Raw genomic sequence first — 18578 nt, 5'->3', positions numbered from 1 at the left:
AGCAGTCTGCCCCTTGCGGCTTTAAGTGCGCGGTAAATGGTGACGCGGCTGACTTGGTAGCGGCGTGCCAGGGAGGTTACGCTTTCCTTCCCCTGCGTGTAGGCCAGACAAATGGCTTGGCGGTGGTGCAGGGTGAGGCGGGTGTTTTTGTGCATGTTCATGTTTCAGTATTCTCCTGGAAATACTGTAAACAACGCTACTAGTTTCTACAATTCAAACAATCTGCAATCGCTTTGGCAATTTTGGCACTGGCGCCTTGGTGTTGCGAAATGAATTGCTTGGTGTGGCTGATCAGCTGTTGGCGCAGCGTTTCGTCGTCGAGGTATTGGCGCGTGGTTCTGTACCAGGCTTCGGCAGTTTCGACGCGGACGGCGGCTTTGGCTTCGACTGCGCCTTTACAGGCTTGGGCGAAGTTGTAGTTGGAGTAACCGAAGAGGGTAGGGACGCGGCAGGAGATGGGTTCGATGATGTTTTGGCAGCCGGCATCAACGAGGCTGCCGCCGACGAAGGCAATGTCTGCGCTGAGGTAGTAGGCGGCAAGCTCGCCCATGCTGTCGCCTATCCAAACTTGTGTGTCGGGGGAAACGGGTTGTCCGTCGCTGCGTTTTTGGACGGTATAACCAAGCGATTTGGCGGTATCGTAGGCCGTCTGAAAGTTTTCAGGGTGGCGCGGTACGATGACCAGCAAGGCATTGCCGCGGTAGCCCTGCCATGCTTTGAGGAGCAGCTCGGCTTCGTCTGTGCCTTTGTACACGCGCGTGCTGGCGCAGACGACGACGGGGCGTGCGCCGATGCGTTCTTTAAAGGCGACGGCAAGCGGGCGCGAGTCGTCGGGGGGAGCGATGTCGTATTTGGTGTTGCCGCAGACGTGGATGTTGGACGCGCCGATGAGGTGCAGGCGTTCGGCATCGGCGGCGGTTTGGGCAAAGCAGCCGGAGAGGCTCTGCATGGCAGGCTCGACCAGCTTGCGGATTTTGAGGTAGCCGCGTTGGGATTTTTCGGAGAGGCGCGCGTTGGCCAAAAAGAGGGGAATGCCTGCTTCTTGGCAGCCGTGCATCAGGTTGGGCCAGATTTCGGTTTCCATCAAAATGCCGCAGATGGGGCGGTGTTCGGCTAAAAATCGGGCGACCCATTCGGATTTGTCGTAGGGCAGGTAACGGCATTGCGCATCGGGGAACAGGGATTGCGCGGTGGCGCGGCCGGTCGGCGTCATTTGGGTAATCAGAAACGGCGAGTCGGGAAAATGGCGGCGCAATGCCTGAACTAAAGGTTCGGCTGCACGCGTTTCGCCGACGGATACGGCGTGTATCCAAATCGGACGTTGCACGGGATTGGGATACGCCTGCCCGAAACGCTCGCCCCAATGCTCGAGATAGGCTGGGGATTTGAGGGCGCGGCGGCGCAGGTGGCGGCGGATCAGGAAGGGGGCGAGGTGCCACAGCGTGGCGTAAAGGCGGCGTATCATGCTTACGGGTCTTGTGTCGGAATAGGCCTATTTTATCGGAAACTGAAACGGAAGATATAGCTTTGATGCGTGTTTTACGCAAAGGAAACAGGCCGTCTGAAAGGTTTCAGACAGCCTTTAATGCGGGCATAAACGCGTTTATTTCACTTGCGCCATGTATTTTTTCAGACGGCCTTTGCTTTGCATGGCGCGGTTTTCCATTTCATCGACAACGGCTTGCGCTTTGGCTTTGTTCACCGGTTTGCCGACCTGAATCACGCCGCTCATGTTCATCATGCGGTGCGGCGGGCAGGTGTAGACGTACACGCCTTCTTTGTCGAGTTTGAGCGTGAAGTCTTTACCGTCTTCAGAGAGGAAGTCGGCAACGCCGTCGGGCAGGGCTTTGCTTTGCACCCAGTGGCCGCTGTTGGCGGCTTTGAAGGTAACAGTGTCGCCGACTTTGGCGTTGACGTAGCCGGGCTCGAACACCATGCTGCCGTCTTTGCCGTTGTCGAGCATTTTGATTTCGTGGTTGGCGGCGTATGCGCTTAGGGACGCGGTCAGCATTAGGAGGAAGAGGGATTTTTTCATGGAGAAAGTCCTTTCTAAGGATAAAAAAATATGGTGCGGGCTGATGAGTCGGAGAGGCAAGCCTTGGGTTTACCGCCCTCTCCCTAACCCTCTCCCGTAGGAGAGGGGATAAGTTGCAGGGAGTTTGTAGGCCGGATGCTCAAATCCGACATTTGCAGGAGCGGTTAAGTTACGCACTCTTCCGCATCGGGCGGATAACGGGCAGGCCTTTGCTGCAGTATAAAAGCTCGATGTCCACTTTATACAGCCTGCCGATTATGTCCGCCTGCAATACGTCCTGCGGCGCGCCCTGCGCCTGTACTTTGCCTTCGCCGAGCAGAATCACGCCGTCTGAAAATTGCGCGGCGAGGCTCAAATCGTGCAACACCATCAGCGTAACCAGATTGTGTTCGTGCGTGTATTGCACCACGCGCTCCAAGAGGTTCAACTGGTGGCGCATATCCAGCGCGCTGACCGGTTCGTCCAGCATCAGGATTTCGGGGCGGCGCAGCATGACTTGGGCAAACATGACGAGCTGCCGCTGTCCGCCGGAAAGCCGCATGACGTCGCGGTGCGCCAGATGGCCGATGCCCAGCTCCGCCATGATACTTGCGGCTTCGTGCAGCAGTTCGTCGCCGACGTGCATGTGCAGCGCGTCCATGCGGCCGAGCAACACGACTTCCAGCGCGGTCAGCGAGGCTTCGGCGGCGGTGTCCTGCGGCATATAGCCTATGCGTTTGCGCCAGCTTTGCAGGTGGATTTTGCTCAACACTTCGTCGCCGTAGCGGATGGTGCCTTTGTGCGCCACTTCGCCGAAAATCGTTTTCATCAGCGAGGATTTGCCCGTGCCGTTCGGGCCGAGCACGGAATAGACTTTGCCTTGTTCCAGCGTCAAATCGATATTGTCGGCGACCACATAATCGCCGCGCCGGATATGGACGTTTTCAAGTTTCAACATTTCAGACGGCCTATCGTTTCGTTAATACAATCCAGAAGAAGAACGGCACGCCGACAAACGACGTAACAATCCCCACCGGAAACAGCGCGCCAGGGATAATCACCTTGGACAACACGCTCGCCACCGATAAAAACGCCGCCCCTGCCAGCATTGCGCCGGGCAGGAAGAAACGTTGGTCTTCGCCCAAAAGAATCCGCGCCACATGCGGGGCAACCAAGCCGATAAAGCCGATCACGCCGACAAAACTGATTGCCGTCGCAGTCATGACGGCCACCAACACCAGCGTTTTCAGGCGCAAAAATTGCAGATTGATGCCCAGCCCGACGGCTCGTTCTTCGCCCAAGCGCAGCGCAGTCAGCTTCCACACATCGCGCGAAAGCAGAAACACGCATATCGCCGTAACCGCCGCCGTAACGATGACCGTTTCCCAAGTCGCCTTGGTCAGGCTGCCGAACAGCCAAAACAGAATTTGCTGCGAAATCTCAGGCGCGGCGATAAACTGAATCAGCGACAGAATCGACTGAAACAGAAACAAAAGCGCAATCCCCACCAACACCAGCATCGCCGAATTGAAGCGGCGCGCCGAAGCAAACAGAAACAAGATGCCTGAAGCCAGCATGGTCATCACAAACGCACCGATAGGAACGGCGACCGTTTCAGGCAGCCCGAAACCGCCGAATGCAATCACCACCGACGCGCCCAAACCTGCCGCCGCCGCCAAACCCAGCGTATAAGGGCTGGCCATCGGGTTGTTCAAGAGCGTCTGAATTTCCGCCCCGCCGACACCCAAAGCCGCGCCGACCACCAAGGCCATTACCGCAATCGGCAGGCGCAGATCCATCACAATCAGGCGGTTCATTTCATCGACTCCGGGTTTACCCAGCAAAACATTGACCACTTCGCCGACAGGCAGTGTGTCCGTCATCGCAGGGCCGGTGGCGATGTCGAATAGGAAACTGACCGCGGCGATGACTAAAAACATCAACACAATCAACCAACGCTTGCCTTCCAACTTGCGCTGGTTTTTCACAATCTCGGCGACAACCGAATCATTCATGTTTCAAACCTTTAAAAAAGAGTGTTGTGAAAGGGGAGAACAGGTTTGCCTTTTTCTTCCGCAAAAATTTCAGACGGCCTTACGATTTAAAAGGCCGTCTGAAAATCTAAACTATCTTATTGTCCTTGCGGATAGAGGTAGAACGTACCGTTCGGCACGACCGGCAGGTTTTGGCGGTAGAAGTCCAGATAGGTCTTCTCAGGGTTGAAATCCTTAAACAACTGCGGATAAATCGCTTTGGCCATAAACTGAATCGATGCGCTGTCGGACAGCGTGCGTGAGTTGGCGTGGTAGGCAGCGTAGAGGCGGTTGTTTTTAATCGCAGGCAGGTTGGCCCAGCCGGCGCGTTTGGCAAAGCCTGCCAAGCGTTTTTCCGCTTCCGCTTTCGGAATGCCCCAGCCCATCACCATGGCGGCAGGGTTTTTCTTCAATTCGGTTTCGCGGCCGGTAATCACGATCACGTCGGGTTTGGCGGCGAGGACTTTTTCAGGATTGATCGGGCCGTAGAACTCGACCGAAGAAGCGGCAATATTGTTGCCGCCGACCAGTGTCGCCATCGAACCCCACATGCTCTTGCCGAAGGTAACGCTGTGTTCGGCAGGGCCTTTGTTGCCGAATTCGACATACACTTTAGGCTTAGGCAGGTTGGCTTTTTGCACGCGCGCTTGGATGGTGTCGGCAACGCGTTTGTAGTCTGCCGCCAGTTTGTCGGCTTTTTGCTGCTGGCCGGTCAGCGTGCCGATGAGCTTGGTCGATTGAACGTGTTTGGCCACTGTTTGCGCGTTGTAGTCCAACACGACGATGGGGATGCCGGCTTTGTTGATGCGGTCGAGATCGGAACCCAAAGCCTTGTATTGCCATTCGGCCAAAACCAGCAAATCGGGTTTCAGCGCCAATACTTTCTCAATCGAAAAAGTGCCGACTTCCACTTCGCCCACGTCGGTCAGCTGATTCAGTTTAGGCACGGCTTTGCTGAATGCTGCCCAGCTTGGCGGCGCCCAGTCGGCCCAAACTGCTTTGGAAAAACCGACGACGTTGTCCAGCGCGGTTTTACCGCCGATGGCCATGTAGTCTTGGTAATAGAAGCCCAACACCACGCGCTTGGCAGGCAGGTCGACGGTTACCTTACGGCCGAGGATATCGGTCAGCTGAACGGGTTTGGCAAAAGCGGATACGGAGCCGACTGATAAAGCGGCGGCGGCAATCAAAGCAGAAAGTTGCGTAAATCTCATGAATCATTCCTTTAAAATATGATGATAATTACTATCTTTTTATAAATTTACAAGGTATTGAATCTTTTTTCAAGTGAATGTAGGGATAGACATATTTCGGAATAAAAAGTTTCATCATTAAAACGAAGGGATAGTGTTTATATAGGGCTTGGGTGTACTGAAGACCTGGTAAAAAGGAATGATATGGGGTGCCTAAAGCTATGGTGGGCAGTAGCTGGAATGGATAGGCAAAGGGTCATTTATTGCAAAAAAATAAAAGGTATCCGGTTGAAAACAAGGCCGTCTGAAACCTTGCAATCAGGGTTCAGACGGCCTTTGGTGTGGGCATAAAAGTTTTATTTCACTTGCGCCCTATATTTTTCAGACGGCCTGTAAGCAGTGTTTGGGAAAAGTGAAAAAGGTTGGTTTTTGAAATGGCGAAATAGGGAAGAAGAGGGCTTGAGGGAGAATCTGGCATAAACTAAAAATGGGGACGAATAAAAAGGGCGTGTATCGAAACACGCCCTTTTTAGAGATTCAGACGGCCTGTGATTCCGCCTGTTCGCTTTGGTTGAGGATTTTAATCAGTTTTTCGGCTTTTTCCGGGTCTTCGCAGCGCAGGATTTTGGCGGCATCGTTTTCGAGATGGCCGGTGTGGCTGTGCAGAATGATGTTTTTAACCGAAAGCAGGTTGTTGGGGTTCATGGAGAAGCGGCGCAGGCCCATGCCGAGCAACAGTCGGGTGAAGACGGTATCGCCGGCCATTTCGCCGCAGATGGACACGCCTTTTTCCATGCGGTTGGCGGTACGGATGATGTGTTGCAGCGTTTTGAGGACGGCAGGGTGGCCGGGTTGGTAAAGGTGGCTGACGCTGTCGTCGCCGCGGTCGACTGACAGGAGGTATTGAATCAGGTCGTTGGTGCCGACGGAGATGAAATCGACGAGCTTGAGGATGCTGCCGACGGTCATGGCGGCGGACGGGATTTCAATCATGCAGCCGATGCTGACCGGGCCGAAGGTTTCGCCGCGTTCGGTCAGTTGGCGTTGGGCCGTGTCCAGATGGATAAGGCATTGGCGCACTTCGGAAATGGACGTAATCATCGGCCACATCATGCGCACGGGGCCGTGTGCGGCGGCGCGGAGGATGGCGCGCATTTGGGTGCGGAACATGACCGGCTCGGCGAGGCACAGGCGGATGCCGGTCAGGCCGAGTGCGGGGTTGAGGCTGCCGTTGGGCGTGCTGTTTTGGCCGAACCAGCGCGGATTTTTATCGACACCCAAATCGACGGTGCGGACGGTGATGCTTTTGCCTTTCATCTTTTTCACAATCGCGCTGTACACTTCGTATTGCTCGTCTTCAGACGGCATGGTGTCGCGGTTGAGATAAAGAAATTCGCTGCGGAACAGGCCGACGCCGTCTGCGCCGAAGTTGTGCAGGGTTTTGATGTCTTCGGCGGATTCGATGTTGGCCAAAAGTTCGATGTTGATGCCGTCGGCCGTGGTGGCGGCGGTTTTTTTGATTTTGTTGAGTTCGCGCTTGTGGCTGCGGTATTCGCGGGCGAGGCGGCGGTATTCGTTGAGGACGACTTCGTCGGGATCGATGATAAGGGTGCCGTTGATGCCGTCGACGATGACGATTTCGTTTTCGGTGATGAGTTTGCGGGCGTTGTGCAGGCCGATGACGGACGGGATGTCGAGGCTTCGGCCCAAGATGGCGGTGTGGCTGGTCGGGCCGCCGGCATCGGTTACGAAGGCGGTAATGTGCTGCTCTTTGAACAATACGGTATCGGCAGGCGAGAGGTCGTGCGCGATGAGGACGGTATCGTCAAACAGGTTGCCGGCGAGGTTGATTTCGTTGCTTTGGCCGACAAGGTTGTTGTGGATGCGGCGGACGACTTGGAGCATGTCCTGTTTGCGTTCGCGCAGGTAGTCGTCGTCGATGCTGTCGAACTGGGCGGCGAGCTTGTCGCTTTGCTGTTTCAATGCCCATTCGGCGTTGATTTTCTGCTCGCGCAAAATGTCGATGGGTTCGCGCGAGAGGGTAACGTCGGTCAGCAGCATCAGGTGCAGCGAGATGAACGCGCCCAATTCGGTCGGGGCGTTTTCGGGAATCGCGCCGCGCAGCTGTTCCAATTCTTTGCGCGTGGCTTTGATGGCGTTGTCGAAACGGGCAGCTTCGGCATCAAGTTTGTCGGGATCAACGTCGTATTGGGGGACTTCCGTTGTGCCGCGCGTGATGAGGTGGGCGTGGCCGATGGCAATGCCTTTGCCCGCGGCTACACCGTGTAGGACGATGCTCATTATTCACCCTCGCCGAAGTAGTCGTTGATGAGGTCGGTCAACGCCTGCATGGCGGCGGCTTCGTCTGCGCCTTCTGTTTCCAGCTCAATCACGGTGCCTTTGGCGGCGGCCAGCATCATCAGGCCCATGATGCTTTTGCCGTTGACGCGGTTGCCGTTTTTGGTGACCCAGACTTCGCTTTGGAATTGGGAGGCGGTTTGGGTAAATTTGCTGGAGGCGCGTGCGTGCAGGCCGAGTTTGTTGATGATTTCGATTTCTTGTTTGAGCATGGATGTCCCCTAAATGTTCGTAAAGTGAATGTTTTCAGACGGCCTTAGCCGTTTTCTTTGCACACCAGGTCTTCAGGTGCGGATGTAATGGCGAAAATGCCACGGATGGCAGCTTCTTTAACGGTTTCGGTGAAGTCGGAGAGGTTTTCGGCTTGTGATGAGTATTGGATGGCTTTAATCATCATCGGGGCGTTGAGGCCGGTCAGGATGGCGGATTTGTTTTCGCGCACCAGCCGGCGTGCGGCGTTGCACGGGGTTGCGCCGAAGATGTCGGTCATGATCAGCACGCCGCGGTTGTCGGGAAATTCCTGCAATGCGGCGATGGCGTTGTTGATGATGTCATTTTGATCTTCGTTAGGCTGTACGCCGAGGATGTGGAGATTTTCGGGGAAGCCGTTGGGAAAGAAATGGTCGGCCAAACCGCGATAGGCTTCACCTATGGTTTCATGTGTAATGATTAACAAACCTATCATGATGTGTTCCTAGCATGGGGGTTGAGGCCGTCTGAAGATTTTTCAGACGGCCTTTGTTTTATTTATTGTTTAAGGCGTAGATTTCGCCGAGGTTGCGCCAACAGCCGGCGGCATCCATGCCGTAGCCGAAGACGTAGCGGTTGGGCACGTCCAAGCCGACATAATCGGCTTTGGTCGGTTTTTCTTTGTCGATCAGTTTGTTGGCAAATACGGCCGCACGGCAGCTTGCTGCGCCCATTTCCAACAGTTTTTCCTGAATAGCGGCCATGGTGTGGCCTTCGTCCAGGATGTCGTCCAAAACGACTACATGACGGCCTTTGATTTGCTCGGGGTCGGGCATGCGTTTCCAGTTGAACGCGCCGCCTGCGAGTTTGTCGCCGTAGCGGGAAACGTGGACGTAGTCAAAGTCCAAAGGGAAACGCAACAGCGGCAGCAGCTGTCCTGTAAACACCACCGCGCCACCCATTACAGGCAGGAGCAGGGGGTATTTGTCGCCCAAGTCGCGGGTGATGTCGTCGGCAACTTTTTGCAAGGCCACGCGGCATTGTTCTTGGTCAAACAGCAAGTCGGCATTGTCCAGCATGGCTTGGGTTTCAAGGCGTTTGGTTTCTAAGTCGGTCATGATAGGTCGTGTTGAGTGCGGTCAAAAACAAATTATATAGCGGATTCAATCAATTTTCGATACAAGGCGCGGCAATGGTGTAGTGAAAGTGAAGGGAATTTAAGCCGACCACGTTCAGACGGCCTTTTGCCCTTCCGCTTCGTCCACCAGCAAAAATGCCGTCAAAGCCAAAGCGGTCAATACCGCCGTCAACACCATCGCCCGTCCGTAATTGTCCGCACCGGCGCGTCCGAGATAATCGTAAATCAAAGTGGTCAGCGTCTGCCATTCGGGGCGCGACAGGAATAATGTGGCCGCAAATTCGCCGATACACGTTGCCGAAGCCAAAGTCAGGCCGCGCCGCAAGGCAGGTTTCAATAAAGGCGCGGTTACATAACAGGCCGTCTGAAAACCGTTTGCGCCCATAGTGCGCGCCGCCGCTGTGTAATCTTTGGGCAAACCGTCCCACGCGGCCAATACATCTTTGGCCACAAACGGATACGCCAACAGCGCGTAAGTCGCGGTCAGCAGCCACAGCGAAGCCGTCCACTGCGGATAGAGCAGCAAAACGCCAAACGCGATGCACACGGGCGACACCATAAACGGCAAAAACATCAGCGCACGCAACCACGCCATTTGCCGTGCCGCCGCCGCATACAGCACGCCCAAAACCGTCGCCGCCGCCACCGCTGCCGCAGAGAAACGGACAGTGTTCCACACTGCCGCCCACGTTTGCGCCTCTAGCAAGACTGCCCACGAAGAGCCTGCCGATACCGCCTTGAGCCATACCGCCGCCAAAGGCAGCAGGCAGCACACTGCCAACATGGCCAATACCGTTGCCGTCAGCCATTTTTCCCAAGCCCATATCGGCGCACGCGGAGGCAAAGGCGAGACCGACTTATCCACAGCCACGCGCCTGCTCCAATACGCATACAAACCGCCTGCCGCCGCCGTAACCGCCAGCACCAGCCACACCAACACCGACGCACGCGCCATGTCCAACTCATACGCCACCAGCCGGTAGATTTCCACTTCCACCGTCGCAAAACGTTCGCCGCCGAGCAGCAAGGCCAGTCCGAAGCCTGAAAAACAATATAAAAACACCAGGCACGTGCCGCCGGCAACCCACGCACGCACCACCGGCCATTCGACCCAGATAAACCGCCTCCACGCGTCCGCGCCCAAAGATTGCGCCGACAGCAACCGCGCCTGCGGCACTCGCACAAATCCCTGATACGCCGAGCGCACCAAAACCGGCAGGTTGAAAAACACATTGCCGTAAATCAGCAGCCACGGCGTGTCCTGCCAACCTGCCGCCAGCATACCGTGTGCGCCAAATAAAGCCAGTACGCCCATGCCTGCCACCAAAGTCGGCATCACAAAAGGCAGCATCAGCAGGCGCAAAACCGTGCGCCGTCCGGCAAAGTCCATCCGCGCCAGCACCCACGCCGCAGGCACGCCCAAAGCCGTGACCAAGACGCAGGTCAAAACCGCCTGCGCCACCGTCCAGCCCAAGCGCAGGCGCATATAGTCATCAGCCACCACTTCCGCCCAAGCGCCTTCGCCGTCGTAAAACGCCAGCGACAGCAAAGGCGCGGCCACCATGACCGCCAAGAAACCCAAAGGCAGAAGCAACAGAGCAAACCGCCGAATCCAAACCTGCATCGATGCGTACCCGAGAATAAAAACGCCTATTTTAGCCCGAGTTCGGCATAGAAGGTGGTATTCCTGCCTTTGTTTTCAGACGGCCTGTGCAGCTTGATGGATAAAACCGCCGTTTCTTCAAATTTTCCAAACATTTACGAAATCTCTTCAAAAAGACAACATAATTGTTTGGGCATTTTTGTTACAATGCCGCCGATTCAAAAAACCAAACAAATCAAAAACAAGGAAACATTATGACCGCTACACGCCCACAAACCTACGATGCCGTCGCGCGCGCGTTGCACTGGCTGACCTTACTCGGTTTCATCGGTATCCTCTCCACCATTACCGTTTGGACCATCTACGATGGCGAAGAATGGGTCAAATCGCTCTTCGGCGTGCATAAATCCATCGGTTTCATCACGCTGCTGGTGATTGCCGTGCGTATTGTTTGGGCTTTGCTCAATGCGTCCAAACGTCCTGCCGCCGACAGCTTTGCCGCCAAAGCAGGCCACCTTGCCCTTTACGCCCTCATGCTCGCCGTTCCCGTTATCGGTATGATCCGCCAATACGGCGGCGGCCGCGGCCCGTTGAAAGTATTCGGTGTCGAAGTGATGCAGGGTTCGCCTGAAAAAATCGAATGGATGTCCAACCTCGGCAATATGGTGCACGGCAAACTCGGCTGGCTGCTCTTCGCGCTTGTCGCCGGCCACATCGCCATGGTCGTTGTTCACCGCATTCAAGGCCACGATGTTTTGTACCGCATGATCGGCCGCCGTTCTTAAGTGTAAAACGGTAAACAGCCAAGGCCGTCTGAAAACAGTTTGACCAAGCAAAAACTGTTTTCAGACGGCCTCTTTGTATTTGTGTTAATCTGTAAAAGTAGGGCAGGCGTTTTGCCTGATGTTGTCTAAATACTGTAAACCGTACCGAGAAATACCATGACTGCTCCCATCCTCGCCATCACCTCCGGCGAACCGGCCGGTATCGGCCCCGACATCTGCCTCGATTTGGCTTTCGCCGACCTTCCTTGCCGCCCCGTTGTTTTGTGCGACAAAAACCTGTTGGTAAACAGGGCCGAACAGCTTGGCAAATCCGTCATCCTGCGCGATTTTCAAGCCCAAGCGGCTGAACCGTTGCCCAAGGGCGAACTCGAAGTCCTGCATATTCCTTTAGATGCCGAGTGTCGGGTGGGCGAACTCAATCCTGCCAATGCCGCGTATGTGCTCCGACTGCTGGATACGGCGTATCAAGGCATTTCAGACGGCCTGTTTGCCGGTATGGTGACCGCGCCGCTGCATAAAGGCATCATCAACGATGCCCACGCAGGCAACGGATTTTTCAGCGGCCATACCGAATACCTCGCCGAAAAAAGCCATACCGAACAAGTCGTCATGATGCTGACCGGCGGCGGCCTGCGAGTTGCATTGGTGACCACTCATCTGCCGCTGAAAGACATTTCCGCCGCCATTACGAAGCCTTTAATCGAATCGGTTGTCCGCATTCTTGAACACGACCTGCGCCATAAGTTCGGCATAGCCAAACCGGTCATCCTCGTTACCGGCCTCAATCCCCACGCGGGCGAAGGCGGCCATTTGGGACACGAAGAAATCGACACCATTATTCCGGCGCTTCATGCCTTGCAGGCCGAAGGCATAGACGCGCGCGGCCCGTATCCTGCCGATACGGTGTTCCAACCTTTCCTGCTCAAAGACGCCGACGCCGTCCTCGCCATGTATCACGACCAGGGGCTGCCGGTGCTCAAATATGCCGGTTTCGGCGAAGGCGTGAACATCACCCTCGGCCTGCCCTTTATCCGCACCTCCGTCGATCATGGTACGGCTTTGAACTTGGCAGGCACAGGCAAAGCCGATTCCGGCAGCCTGATTACCGCCGTTCAAGCCGCGCTTGATATGGCGCACAATATGCAGAAACAGGCCGTCTGAAACGTGGAGGCTTGATCATTTGCAGGCATAATGTGTTCCTGTAACAGCATCATCAGGGATATTTGCCTGTCGGTTTATGAAGCCGATAAATGTTTGGACAATAATCAGCGTTTTATTTTAAAAACGATATAAAAGGCCGTCTGAAGCCCTAATTGGGTTTCAGACGGCCTTTTGTTTTTTTGGTTTACCAAATTTCAGACAAAGTTTCTTTGACTTTGGCCTTCACTTCCGCACCGAAGCGGCGGCTGAGCATTTTACTGAAATCGTCTTGCGGCGTGTAGTTGACCAGCTCGGGGGCTTTGACAACATCGCGGGCAACGCTGTAAATGCTGCCGAAGTCGTCAATCAGGCCGACCTGTTTGGCTTCTTTGCCGGTGTAGATGCGGCCGCTGAAAACATCGGGATACTGTTTGTCTTTCAACCTTGCGCCGCGGCCGAGTTTGACGGCTTTGATGAATTCTTGGTGGATATCGCCCAACATGGTTTCCCAAATTTGGGTTTGTGCCGGTGTTTCAGGCGTGAAAGGGTCGCCCATGCCTTTGTTGCTGCCGGCAGTTTTCAGACGGCGTTTGACACCGGCTTTGTCCATCAGGCCGGTAAAGTCGAAACCGCCACCGATCACGCCGATGCTGCCGACAATGCTGGAAGGGTCGGCGTAAATTTTGTCGGCGGCAGCGGCAATGTAGTAGCAGCCGGAAGCGCACATGTCTTCGGCAACGAGGTAAACAGGGATGTCTTTGTGTTCGGCTTTGAGGCGGCGGACTTCGTTAAAGGCGGTGTTGGACACGACAGGCGAACCGCCGGGGCTGTTGGCGCGGATGATGATGGCCTTGGCGTTGCCATTGTTGTAGGCGGCCTCCATGCTGTCGCGCAGGATTTGGACTTGGTCGTCGATGTCGTTGCCGATTTCGCCGGTCAGGTCGATAACGGCGGTGTGTTCGCTGCGGGCGTGGATGCTCGTGGTTTTTCCTTCTTCTTCTGCAAAGCCGAAGATCAGGCTGAGGAAGATGAGGACGGCGACGCCGCGCCAGATATTGCGCCAAATGCGGGCGCGGCGCTGTTCTTGGTAGGCGGCGAGGAGGACTTCGCGCAGGGTGTTGCGCTCCCAGTTGTCAACGGGTGTGGAGGCTGAAGATGGTGTGTTTTGGGCATCGCCTTCACGGTGGATTCGGTATTGCATGATGTGATGTGCTTTCTTGTGGGCCGTCTGAATGTTCAGACGGCCTTATCAGTTTTAGTTGATGGAATAGCCGCGCAGGTATTGCGTACGTTCGCGGGTCATGCGGGTTTCACACTGCAGGCGCAGGTATTCTGCTTGCGCAGCGTTGTCTGCGGACGCGGCGGCTTGTTGGCAGTTGAGTTTTTTGCTTTGAATCCAGGCGCGTTGTTCGCCGAGGATTTGTTGTTTGACATCGCTGTCCATGCCGCCCCAAAGGTCGTTGATCTCGCCGTCTGCCTGACGGTTTTGCGCGCGCGCGTTGTCAAGTTCGCTTTGGCTGAGGCCGGGCGGTTCGTTGCGCGGAGTTTCACGGTCAGGGCGCAGGACTTCGTAGTCTGAATTGTCGTCATCATCGGTCAAGCCGACGGCTTGGCTGGCGGCGTTGTTTTCGAGGATGTCTTGCGGATTGACAGTCGGCGGCTCTTCCGTATTTTGGTTTTGCAGCAGCTTGATGGCCTGCTCTTTGGATACTGGTTTGCCGTCTATCATGACGATGCTTTTCACGCCGTAGGGCAGCAGGGTGGCGGAAAGGGTTTGGGCTGTGGTGCTCAGGGTGTTGTCTTCGAGAATCAGTTTGCCGTCTTTGTCGGGGGTGTAGAGCAGGGTGGTGCTGAACGTGTTGTTTTCAAAAGTCAGGTTGCTGCCCATCAGTTTTTGTTCGAGCATGTCGGATAACGGGGTGTTGCCGTAAATCAGCGGGCTGTTGTCTATGGCTGTTTTGAGGATGGTGTCTGGAATGCGGATTTTGAGGTTGGCGCGGCAGATGGCTTTGCCGTTGTCTTCGGTTTCTTTTGGGTCTTCAAGCAGGGTTTCTAATTCGAGGCCGGCGGCGATGATTTTGTCAGCATCGACGAATTGGCGGTTGTCATTGCGGGCAAAGGAGCGCGCTTGTTGTTTGAGGGTGTCTTCGATGGTGGTACGGATGTTTTGCAGTGTGGCCGGTTGGGCGCAATCAAGCGCGGCTTTCGGCTCTTCTTTGCTGCATGCGGCAAGAAGAATCGTGCTTAAAATCAATACGGAAGCGGTTTTTTTGTACATAGGTACTCCTGAAGATGACGGCCTTTCAGACGGCCTGACGTGCCTATCATAACAAAAGCACTTGCAGCAAGTAAATGCGGCAAGTGCTTTTCTATGTCAGACGTATCAGCCTTTGATGACGCTGACAAAGCCGGAGAGGATGGCGGCGTTGAGCAAGTCAACGAAGAACGCACCGACCATAGGCACAATCAAGAAGGCTTTGTGAGACGGGCCGAAAGTTTGGGTAATGGACTGCATGTTGGCAACGGCGGTCGGGGTGGCACCCAAACCGAAGCCGCAGTGGCCTGCCGCCAATACGGCAGCGTCGTAGTCGCGACCCATGAAGACGTAGGTAACGAAAGTGGCGTACAGAATCATCACGACGGTTTGTACGGCCAAGATGATGGTCACAGGGCCTGCCAGACCGGTCAACTCCCACAGTTTCAGATTCAGAAGAGCCATGGCAAGGAAGAGTGACAGGGAGGCGTTACCGAATACGTCGATGGCGCGGTCGAACATATTGACTTTGAAGGTTGCAGTCAGGACGTTGCGGATGACCACACCTGCAAACAGACACCATACGAATTTAGGCAGGTCGAAGAAGGCTTTGTCGTAGCCGTCGACGATTTCGGCAAAAGCCAAACATGCGGCAAACATCGCGAGCGTTTCGACAGCGGAGTCAGCCGTAATCAGGCGTGTACGTTGTGCTTTTTCGAAGATGTCGTCGGCAACATCGTTGTCGTCGGATTTGGCAGTTTTGACGACAGGTTTACGACCCATTTTGTTGATCAGACGGCGTGCAACAGGACCGCCGATCAAACCGCCGAATACCAGGCCGAATGTTGCAGAAGCCATACCCAAACCGGTTGCGCCGGTCAGACCGAATTTGCTTTCAAAGTCAGGACCCCATGCGCCGGCTGTACCGTGACCGCCGGTCAGGGTAATCGAACCGGTAATCAGGCCGATCAGTGGATCCAAGCCCAATGCGCTCGCCAAGCCGACACCGACGAAGTTTTGGACGATGATGAATGCACCCACCACGGCGGTAAAGATAACCAAAGGCAAACCGCCCGCTTTCAAACGGGAGAAGTCGGCGCTCAAACCGATGGATGTAAAGAAGATAAGCATGAATGCATCTTGCAGCGGTTTTTCAAATTTGAAGCTGACGCCGTAGGCTTCATGCAGGGCGAACAGGACGATAGCGGCAACCAAACCGCCGGCGACCGGCTCGGGAATATTGAAGTCTCTTAAGAATTTGATTTTTTGAACCAGAAATTTACCAACCAGCAACACGAGCGTGGCGGCAATCAGTGTGTAATAACTGTTGAATTCCCATTCCATGTTGTTTCACCTCCTAGAAATGTTTTTCCGAGCATCCGTTTTTGTTCCGGATGCAGTGTGTTTCAACGCTTGGCGTTATCCGCCGAGTGTCATGGTATTGATGCGCGGACAAGGCAAGGTGTTTTCAGAAAGAAATGAAAACAATGATGTGTCCGTGAAAAATAACTGGCAAATATTAGGGGAATAGTTAAAGATTGTCAAAAAATGCGAGTGTAAATCTTTTCAGACGGTCTTTTGCCCGATGGCATGGTGCGCTTCACGGCGCCATTGTTCTAATAGGGATGTTAATGATTCGGCCGAAGTGTGGCCGTTGCTGATGGCGGCCTGCAGCCAGTAGCAGGCGGTCGGAACATGACAGCCGACACCTTGCCCGTGATAGTAAAAACAGGCGAGGTGGTATTGGGCGGAAGGGTGGTTTTGTTCGGCAGCAATGGCGTACCAGTGTGCAGCCGCCCGAGGATCTTGCGCCGTACCGAGGCCGTAATGGTAGATGCGGCCTAAGGCTGCCGCCGCGTTTTTATGGTGGAACTCGGCAGCTTCCATGTAATTTTTGCGCGCGGCATTATAGTCGGCGGGACGGCCGATGGCATTGGCTTGTGCTTCCGCCAAACGGTATGTGGTTTCGGTTTGTTGTTGTTGCAGGGCGGTAGTTTTGATTTGTTCGTATTGTTGCGGATGGTACAGCGCGGCGTCGCTGATGAGTTTTTGTGCTGCGGCGGCAGAACCCAGTGCGGCTGCACAGTGGTAGTAATCATGCGCGATATGGTTGTCGGCTTTGATACCGAGGCCGTAGCGGTAGAGGTCGCCCATGATTTTCAGCGCTTCGGGATGGTTTTTCTCGGCAGCGGCTTTGGCATATCGTGCCGCTTGGAACGGATCGCGTTCGGAGAGTTCGCCGGTCAGGGCGTATTGGGCCAGCTTGGCCTGTGCTTCCGCTTGCTCCTTATCGGCGGCACGACGATACCATTTTAAGGCTTCGGGTTTACGTTGGGCGGCAAGAAGGTCGGCCAGTAGGGTTTGTGCGGCGATGTGGCCGGCTTGCGCGGCTTGTTCGAGATAATGTTCGGCTTGTCCGTGGTTGGGGCTGACACCTGTACCGTAGAAGTAGATTTGACCGAGTTGCCAGCAGGCAGCAGTTACGCCGAGCGCGGCCGCTTTTTCGTATTGTTCGATGGCTGTCGCAACGTCGCCTTGGCGTTGATGATGGCGTGCCAGATGGTAATACGCAGGCGCGGCATATCGGGCGGCGGCAAGCTCTGCCCAGTAGAGCGATTGTGGATCGTTGCGCTGCGCGTGGTAATGCATGAGGATTAATTGGGCTTCGAGGTAACCTTGCTCACCCAGCCAGGCGTAGTCGTTGAGAAGCTGTCCGGTTGGAGTGCCGTTGTGTTCGCTTTGTTGCAGTAGGATAAAGAGTGCCTTGGGATGGCGTTGGGCCGCGGCGGCTTCCAGCCATGGAAGTGCCTGCTCCGGATGACCGTTTTGCAGCAGATGGTCGCCCAATACAAAAGCAGCTTCCGTATATCCCTGCTCTGCGGCCTGTTGCAGCAGGGGCAGGGCTTGGGCGGTATTGGATTGTTCCAAAAGGGCGGCGGCTTGCCGGTAGAGGATATCAGGAGCGGCGGTCATGGTTTGCGGGCGGATATAAAGTGGAAGACGGATGCTGCGGCATATGGGCGGCGATACCGGTTGAGGGCTTTGTAAAAATATTGCTCGGCATAGTTTTGTAGAGTGTATTGCCTTGCTGGCTTATCTTTAGGATGCTTGGCTTGTTATATTGTTTTGCCTGGGGGTACATCCATATTTTGTGCGTTACAAAGGGCTCAGGTTGAGTCGGTATGCGCTCATGACAGCTCGGTCATTATACTGTTTTTGTAATTTATTGTTAATGATAAATGCAGGGTTTTGTGTTTTATTTACATGGCAGTAGCTAAGATATTGATTGCTTCAGGCCGTCTGAAATGTTTTCAGACGGCCTGAACTTTCCTTCGCTAAGTCAGATTGCTGGTGTGGAAGAGTCGGAAGAGTTTTTGTTGAGGAAAAAGACCTGACTGTAGAAGTTGCCGTTAATTTGGGTTACGTTGAGGTGGTACATACGGTAGGCATGAAACAGCTCTTTGTCAGGCGGTGTCGGATGATTCCAAAATTCTGCCAAGGTATTTTGGTCAGTAATGCCGGGAATATCATAATAGGCACGACCAAGAACCTTAACTGGCATATTGAGACCTTTGCAAAATTCCCCCAAATCCCCTAAATTCCTACCAAGACATTTAGGGGATTTTCCATGACCACCTTCTTTCAATAAACCGCACAAGCCATGATTGCCAAACATCGACCGCTTCCCACTATTGAAGTTGGATCAAGTGATTGATTGGCAGCCGATCGAACAGTACCTGAACCGTCAAAGAACCCGTTACCTCCGAGACCACCACCGTCGTCCCGCTTATCCCCTGTTGTCCATGTTCAAAGCCGTCCTGCTCGGACAATGGCACAGCCTCTCCGATCCCGAACTCGAACACAGCCTCAT

Annotated in this window: 17 protein-coding genes and 2 pseudogenes; 3 read left to right on the top strand and 16 right to left on the bottom strand. The window is 54.7% G+C overall.

Features of this window, described 5'->3' with window-relative positions:
• The 11 genes from ACTHSQ_RS10580 to ACTHSQ_RS10530 form a co-directional block, all read right to left on the bottom strand.
• Positions 1–161: helix-turn-helix domain-containing protein (locus tag ACTHSQ_RS10580; protein ID WP_440371954.1), on the bottom strand; the 161-nt coding region annotated here is incomplete at its 3' end.
• A gap of 38 nt (positions 162–199) precedes the next feature.
• Positions 200–1465, bottom strand: a complete 1266-nt coding sequence (gene waaA, locus ACTHSQ_RS10575; RefSeq protein WP_440371943.1) for a lipid IV(A) 3-deoxy-D-manno-octulosonic acid transferase — start codon at positions 1463–1465, stop codon at positions 200–202.
• A 138-nt stretch (positions 1466–1603) separates the two neighbouring features.
• Positions 1604–2035 (bottom strand): plastocyanin/azurin family copper-binding protein, encoded by a 432-nt coding sequence (locus ACTHSQ_RS10570; protein ID WP_070814768.1) that lies wholly within the window; start codon positions 2033–2035, stop codon positions 1604–1606.
• Positions 2036–2204: 169 nt separating this feature from the next.
• Entirely contained in the window at positions 2205–2972 is a 768-nt protein-coding gene (locus ACTHSQ_RS10565) for an ABC transporter ATP-binding protein (RefSeq protein ID WP_440371944.1), read from the bottom strand.
• Between the two features lie 10 nt (positions 2973–2982).
• A complete protein-coding gene (locus tag ACTHSQ_RS10560; RefSeq protein WP_283122057.1) occupies positions 2983–4029 on the bottom strand; it encodes a FecCD family ABC transporter permease in 1047 nt (348 codons plus the stop codon).
• Between the two features lie 116 nt (positions 4030–4145).
• On the bottom strand, positions 4146–5261 hold the full coding sequence (locus ACTHSQ_RS10555) for an ABC transporter substrate-binding protein (protein WP_440371945.1): 1116 nt from the start codon (positions 5259–5261) through the stop codon (positions 4146–4148).
• Positions 5262–5777: 516 nt separating this feature from the next.
• Entirely contained in the window at positions 5778–7541 is a 1764-nt protein-coding gene (gene ptsP / locus ACTHSQ_RS10550) for a phosphoenolpyruvate--protein phosphotransferase (protein WP_440371946.1), read from the bottom strand.
• Entirely contained in the window at positions 7541–7810 is a 270-nt protein-coding gene (locus tag ACTHSQ_RS10545) for an HPr family phosphocarrier protein (protein ID WP_003683718.1), read from the bottom strand. Before ACTHSQ_RS10545 ends, ptsP begins: the two co-directional genes overlap by 1 nt.
• 44 nt (positions 7811–7854) lie before the next feature.
• Entirely contained in the window at positions 7855–8283 is a 429-nt protein-coding gene (locus tag ACTHSQ_RS10540) for a PTS sugar transporter subunit IIA (protein WP_003683821.1), read from the bottom strand.
• Between the two features lie 58 nt (positions 8284–8341).
• The gene (locus tag ACTHSQ_RS10535) at positions 8342–8905 is read right to left on the bottom strand and encodes a hypoxanthine-guanine phosphoribosyltransferase (RefSeq protein WP_440371947.1); all 564 of its coding nucleotides are present in this window, start codon (positions 8903–8905) and stop codon (positions 8342–8344) included.
• Positions 8906–9019: 114 nt separating this feature from the next.
• Positions 9020–10549, bottom strand: coding sequence for an ABC transporter permease (locus ACTHSQ_RS10530; protein ID WP_440371948.1), 1530 nt, complete (start codon positions 10547–10549; stop codon positions 9020–9022).
• Positions 10550–10782: 233 nt separating this feature from the next.
• On the opposite strand from ACTHSQ_RS10530, the gene ACTHSQ_RS10525 reads away from it, so the two are divergent.
• Together ACTHSQ_RS10525 and pdxA are read left to right on the top strand one after the other, a co-directional pair.
• Positions 10783–11313: a cytochrome b gene (locus tag ACTHSQ_RS10525; protein WP_440371949.1), complete on the top strand. Its 531-nt coding sequence runs from the start codon at positions 10783–10785 to the stop codon at positions 11311–11313.
• A 156-nt stretch (positions 11314–11469) separates the two neighbouring features.
• On the top strand, positions 11470–12474 hold the full coding sequence (gene pdxA / locus ACTHSQ_RS10520) for a 4-hydroxythreonine-4-phosphate dehydrogenase PdxA (RefSeq protein WP_440371950.1): 1005 nt from the start codon (positions 11470–11472) through the stop codon (positions 12472–12474).
• Positions 12475–12658: 184 nt separating this feature from the next.
• Here the strand turns inward: pdxA and ACTHSQ_RS10515 are convergent, their stop codons facing one another.
• The 5 genes and pseudogenes from ACTHSQ_RS10515 to ACTHSQ_RS10495 form a co-directional block, all read right to left on the bottom strand.
• Positions 12659–13654 carry a S49 family peptidase gene (locus ACTHSQ_RS10515; RefSeq protein ID WP_440371951.1) on the bottom strand — a complete coding sequence of 332 codons (996 nt, stop codon included), beginning with the start codon at positions 13652–13654 and terminating at the stop codon, positions 12659–12661.
• A gap of 54 nt (positions 13655–13708) precedes the next feature.
• Positions 13709–14731 (bottom strand): lysozyme inhibitor LprI family protein, encoded by a 1023-nt coding sequence (locus tag ACTHSQ_RS10510; protein ID WP_440364346.1) that lies wholly within the window; start codon positions 14729–14731, stop codon positions 13709–13711.
• Positions 14732–14836: 105 nt separating this feature from the next.
• On the bottom strand, positions 14837–16051 hold the full coding sequence (gene gltS / locus ACTHSQ_RS10505; protein WP_003683777.1) for a sodium/glutamate symporter: 1215 nt from the start codon (positions 16049–16051) through the stop codon (positions 14837–14839).
• 222 nt (positions 16052–16273) lie between these two features.
• Positions 16274–17680 (bottom strand): hypothetical protein, encoded by a 1407-nt coding sequence (locus ACTHSQ_RS10500; protein WP_440371952.1) that lies wholly within the window; start codon positions 17678–17680, stop codon positions 16274–16276.
• Between the two features lie 367 nt (positions 17681–18047).
• A pseudogene (locus ACTHSQ_RS10495) lies at positions 18048–18272 on the bottom strand (capsular polysaccharide export protein, LipB/KpsS family); the annotation flags it as partial.
• A gap of 96 nt (positions 18273–18368) precedes the next feature.
• Between ACTHSQ_RS10495 and ACTHSQ_RS10490 the strand changes: the two are divergent.
• A pseudogene (locus tag ACTHSQ_RS10490) lies at positions 18369–18578 on the top strand (transposase); the annotation flags it as partial.

The organism is Neisseria sp. P0009.S008, from assembly GCF_051958615.1.
Lineage (GTDB): Bacteria > Pseudomonadota > Gammaproteobacteria > Burkholderiales > Neisseriaceae > Neisseria > Neisseria subflava.
The sequence above is the reverse complement of the archived record's forward strand: the minus strand, read 5'-3'. Positions and strand labels throughout refer to the sequence as shown.

Excerpts from the sequence above, each read along its gene's own strand:
- waaA (WP_440371943.1), bottom strand. The coding sequence starts at position 1,465 with ATGATACGCCGCCTTTACGCCACGCTGTGGCACCTCGCCCCCTTCCTG.
- ACTHSQ_RS10570 (WP_070814768.1), bottom strand. The coding sequence starts at position 2,035 with ATGAAAAAATCCCTCTTCCTCCTAATGCTGACCGCGTCCCTAAGCGCA.
- ACTHSQ_RS10565 (WP_440371944.1), bottom strand. The coding sequence starts at position 2,972 with ATGTTGAAACTTGAAAACGTCCATATCCGGCGCGGCGATTATGTGGTC.
- ACTHSQ_RS10560 (WP_283122057.1), bottom strand. The coding sequence starts at position 4,029 with ATGAATGATTCGGTTGTCGCCGAGATTGTGAAAAACCAGCGCAAGTTG.
- ACTHSQ_RS10555 (WP_440371945.1), bottom strand. The coding sequence starts at position 5,261 with ATGAGATTTACGCAACTTTCTGCTTTGATTGCCGCCGCCGCTTTATCA.
- ptsP (WP_440371946.1), bottom strand. The coding sequence starts at position 7,541 with ATGAGCATCGTCCTACACGGTGTAGCCGCGGGCAAAGGCATTGCCATC.
- ACTHSQ_RS10545 (WP_003683718.1), bottom strand. The coding sequence starts at position 7,810 with ATGCTCAAACAAGAAATCGAAATCATCAACAAACTCGGCCTGCACGCA.
- ACTHSQ_RS10540 (WP_003683821.1), bottom strand. The coding sequence starts at position 8,283 with ATGATAGGTTTGTTAATCATTACACATGAAACCATAGGTGAAGCCTAT.
- ACTHSQ_RS10535 (WP_440371947.1), bottom strand. The coding sequence starts at position 8,905 with ATGACCGACTTAGAAACCAAACGCCTTGAAACCCAAGCCATGCTGGAC.
- ACTHSQ_RS10530 (WP_440371948.1), bottom strand. The coding sequence starts at position 10,549 with ATGCAGGTTTGGATTCGGCGGTTTGCTCTGTTGCTTCTGCCTTTGGGT.
- ACTHSQ_RS10525 (WP_440371949.1), top strand. The coding sequence starts at position 10,783 with ATGACCGCTACACGCCCACAAACCTACGATGCCGTCGCGCGCGCGTTG.
- pdxA (WP_440371950.1), top strand. The coding sequence starts at position 11,470 with ATGACTGCTCCCATCCTCGCCATCACCTCCGGCGAACCGGCCGGTATC.
- ACTHSQ_RS10515 (WP_440371951.1), bottom strand. The coding sequence starts at position 13,654 with ATGCAATACCGAATCCACCGTGAAGGCGATGCCCAAAACACACCATCT.
- ACTHSQ_RS10510 (WP_440364346.1), bottom strand. The coding sequence starts at position 14,731 with ATGTACAAAAAAACCGCTTCCGTATTGATTTTAAGCACGATTCTTCTT.
- gltS (WP_003683777.1), bottom strand. The coding sequence starts at position 16,051 with ATGGAATGGGAATTCAACAGTTATTACACACTGATTGCCGCCACGCTC.
- ACTHSQ_RS10500 (WP_440371952.1), bottom strand. The coding sequence starts at position 17,680 with ATGACCGCCGCTCCTGATATCCTCTACCGGCAAGCCGCCGCCCTTTTG.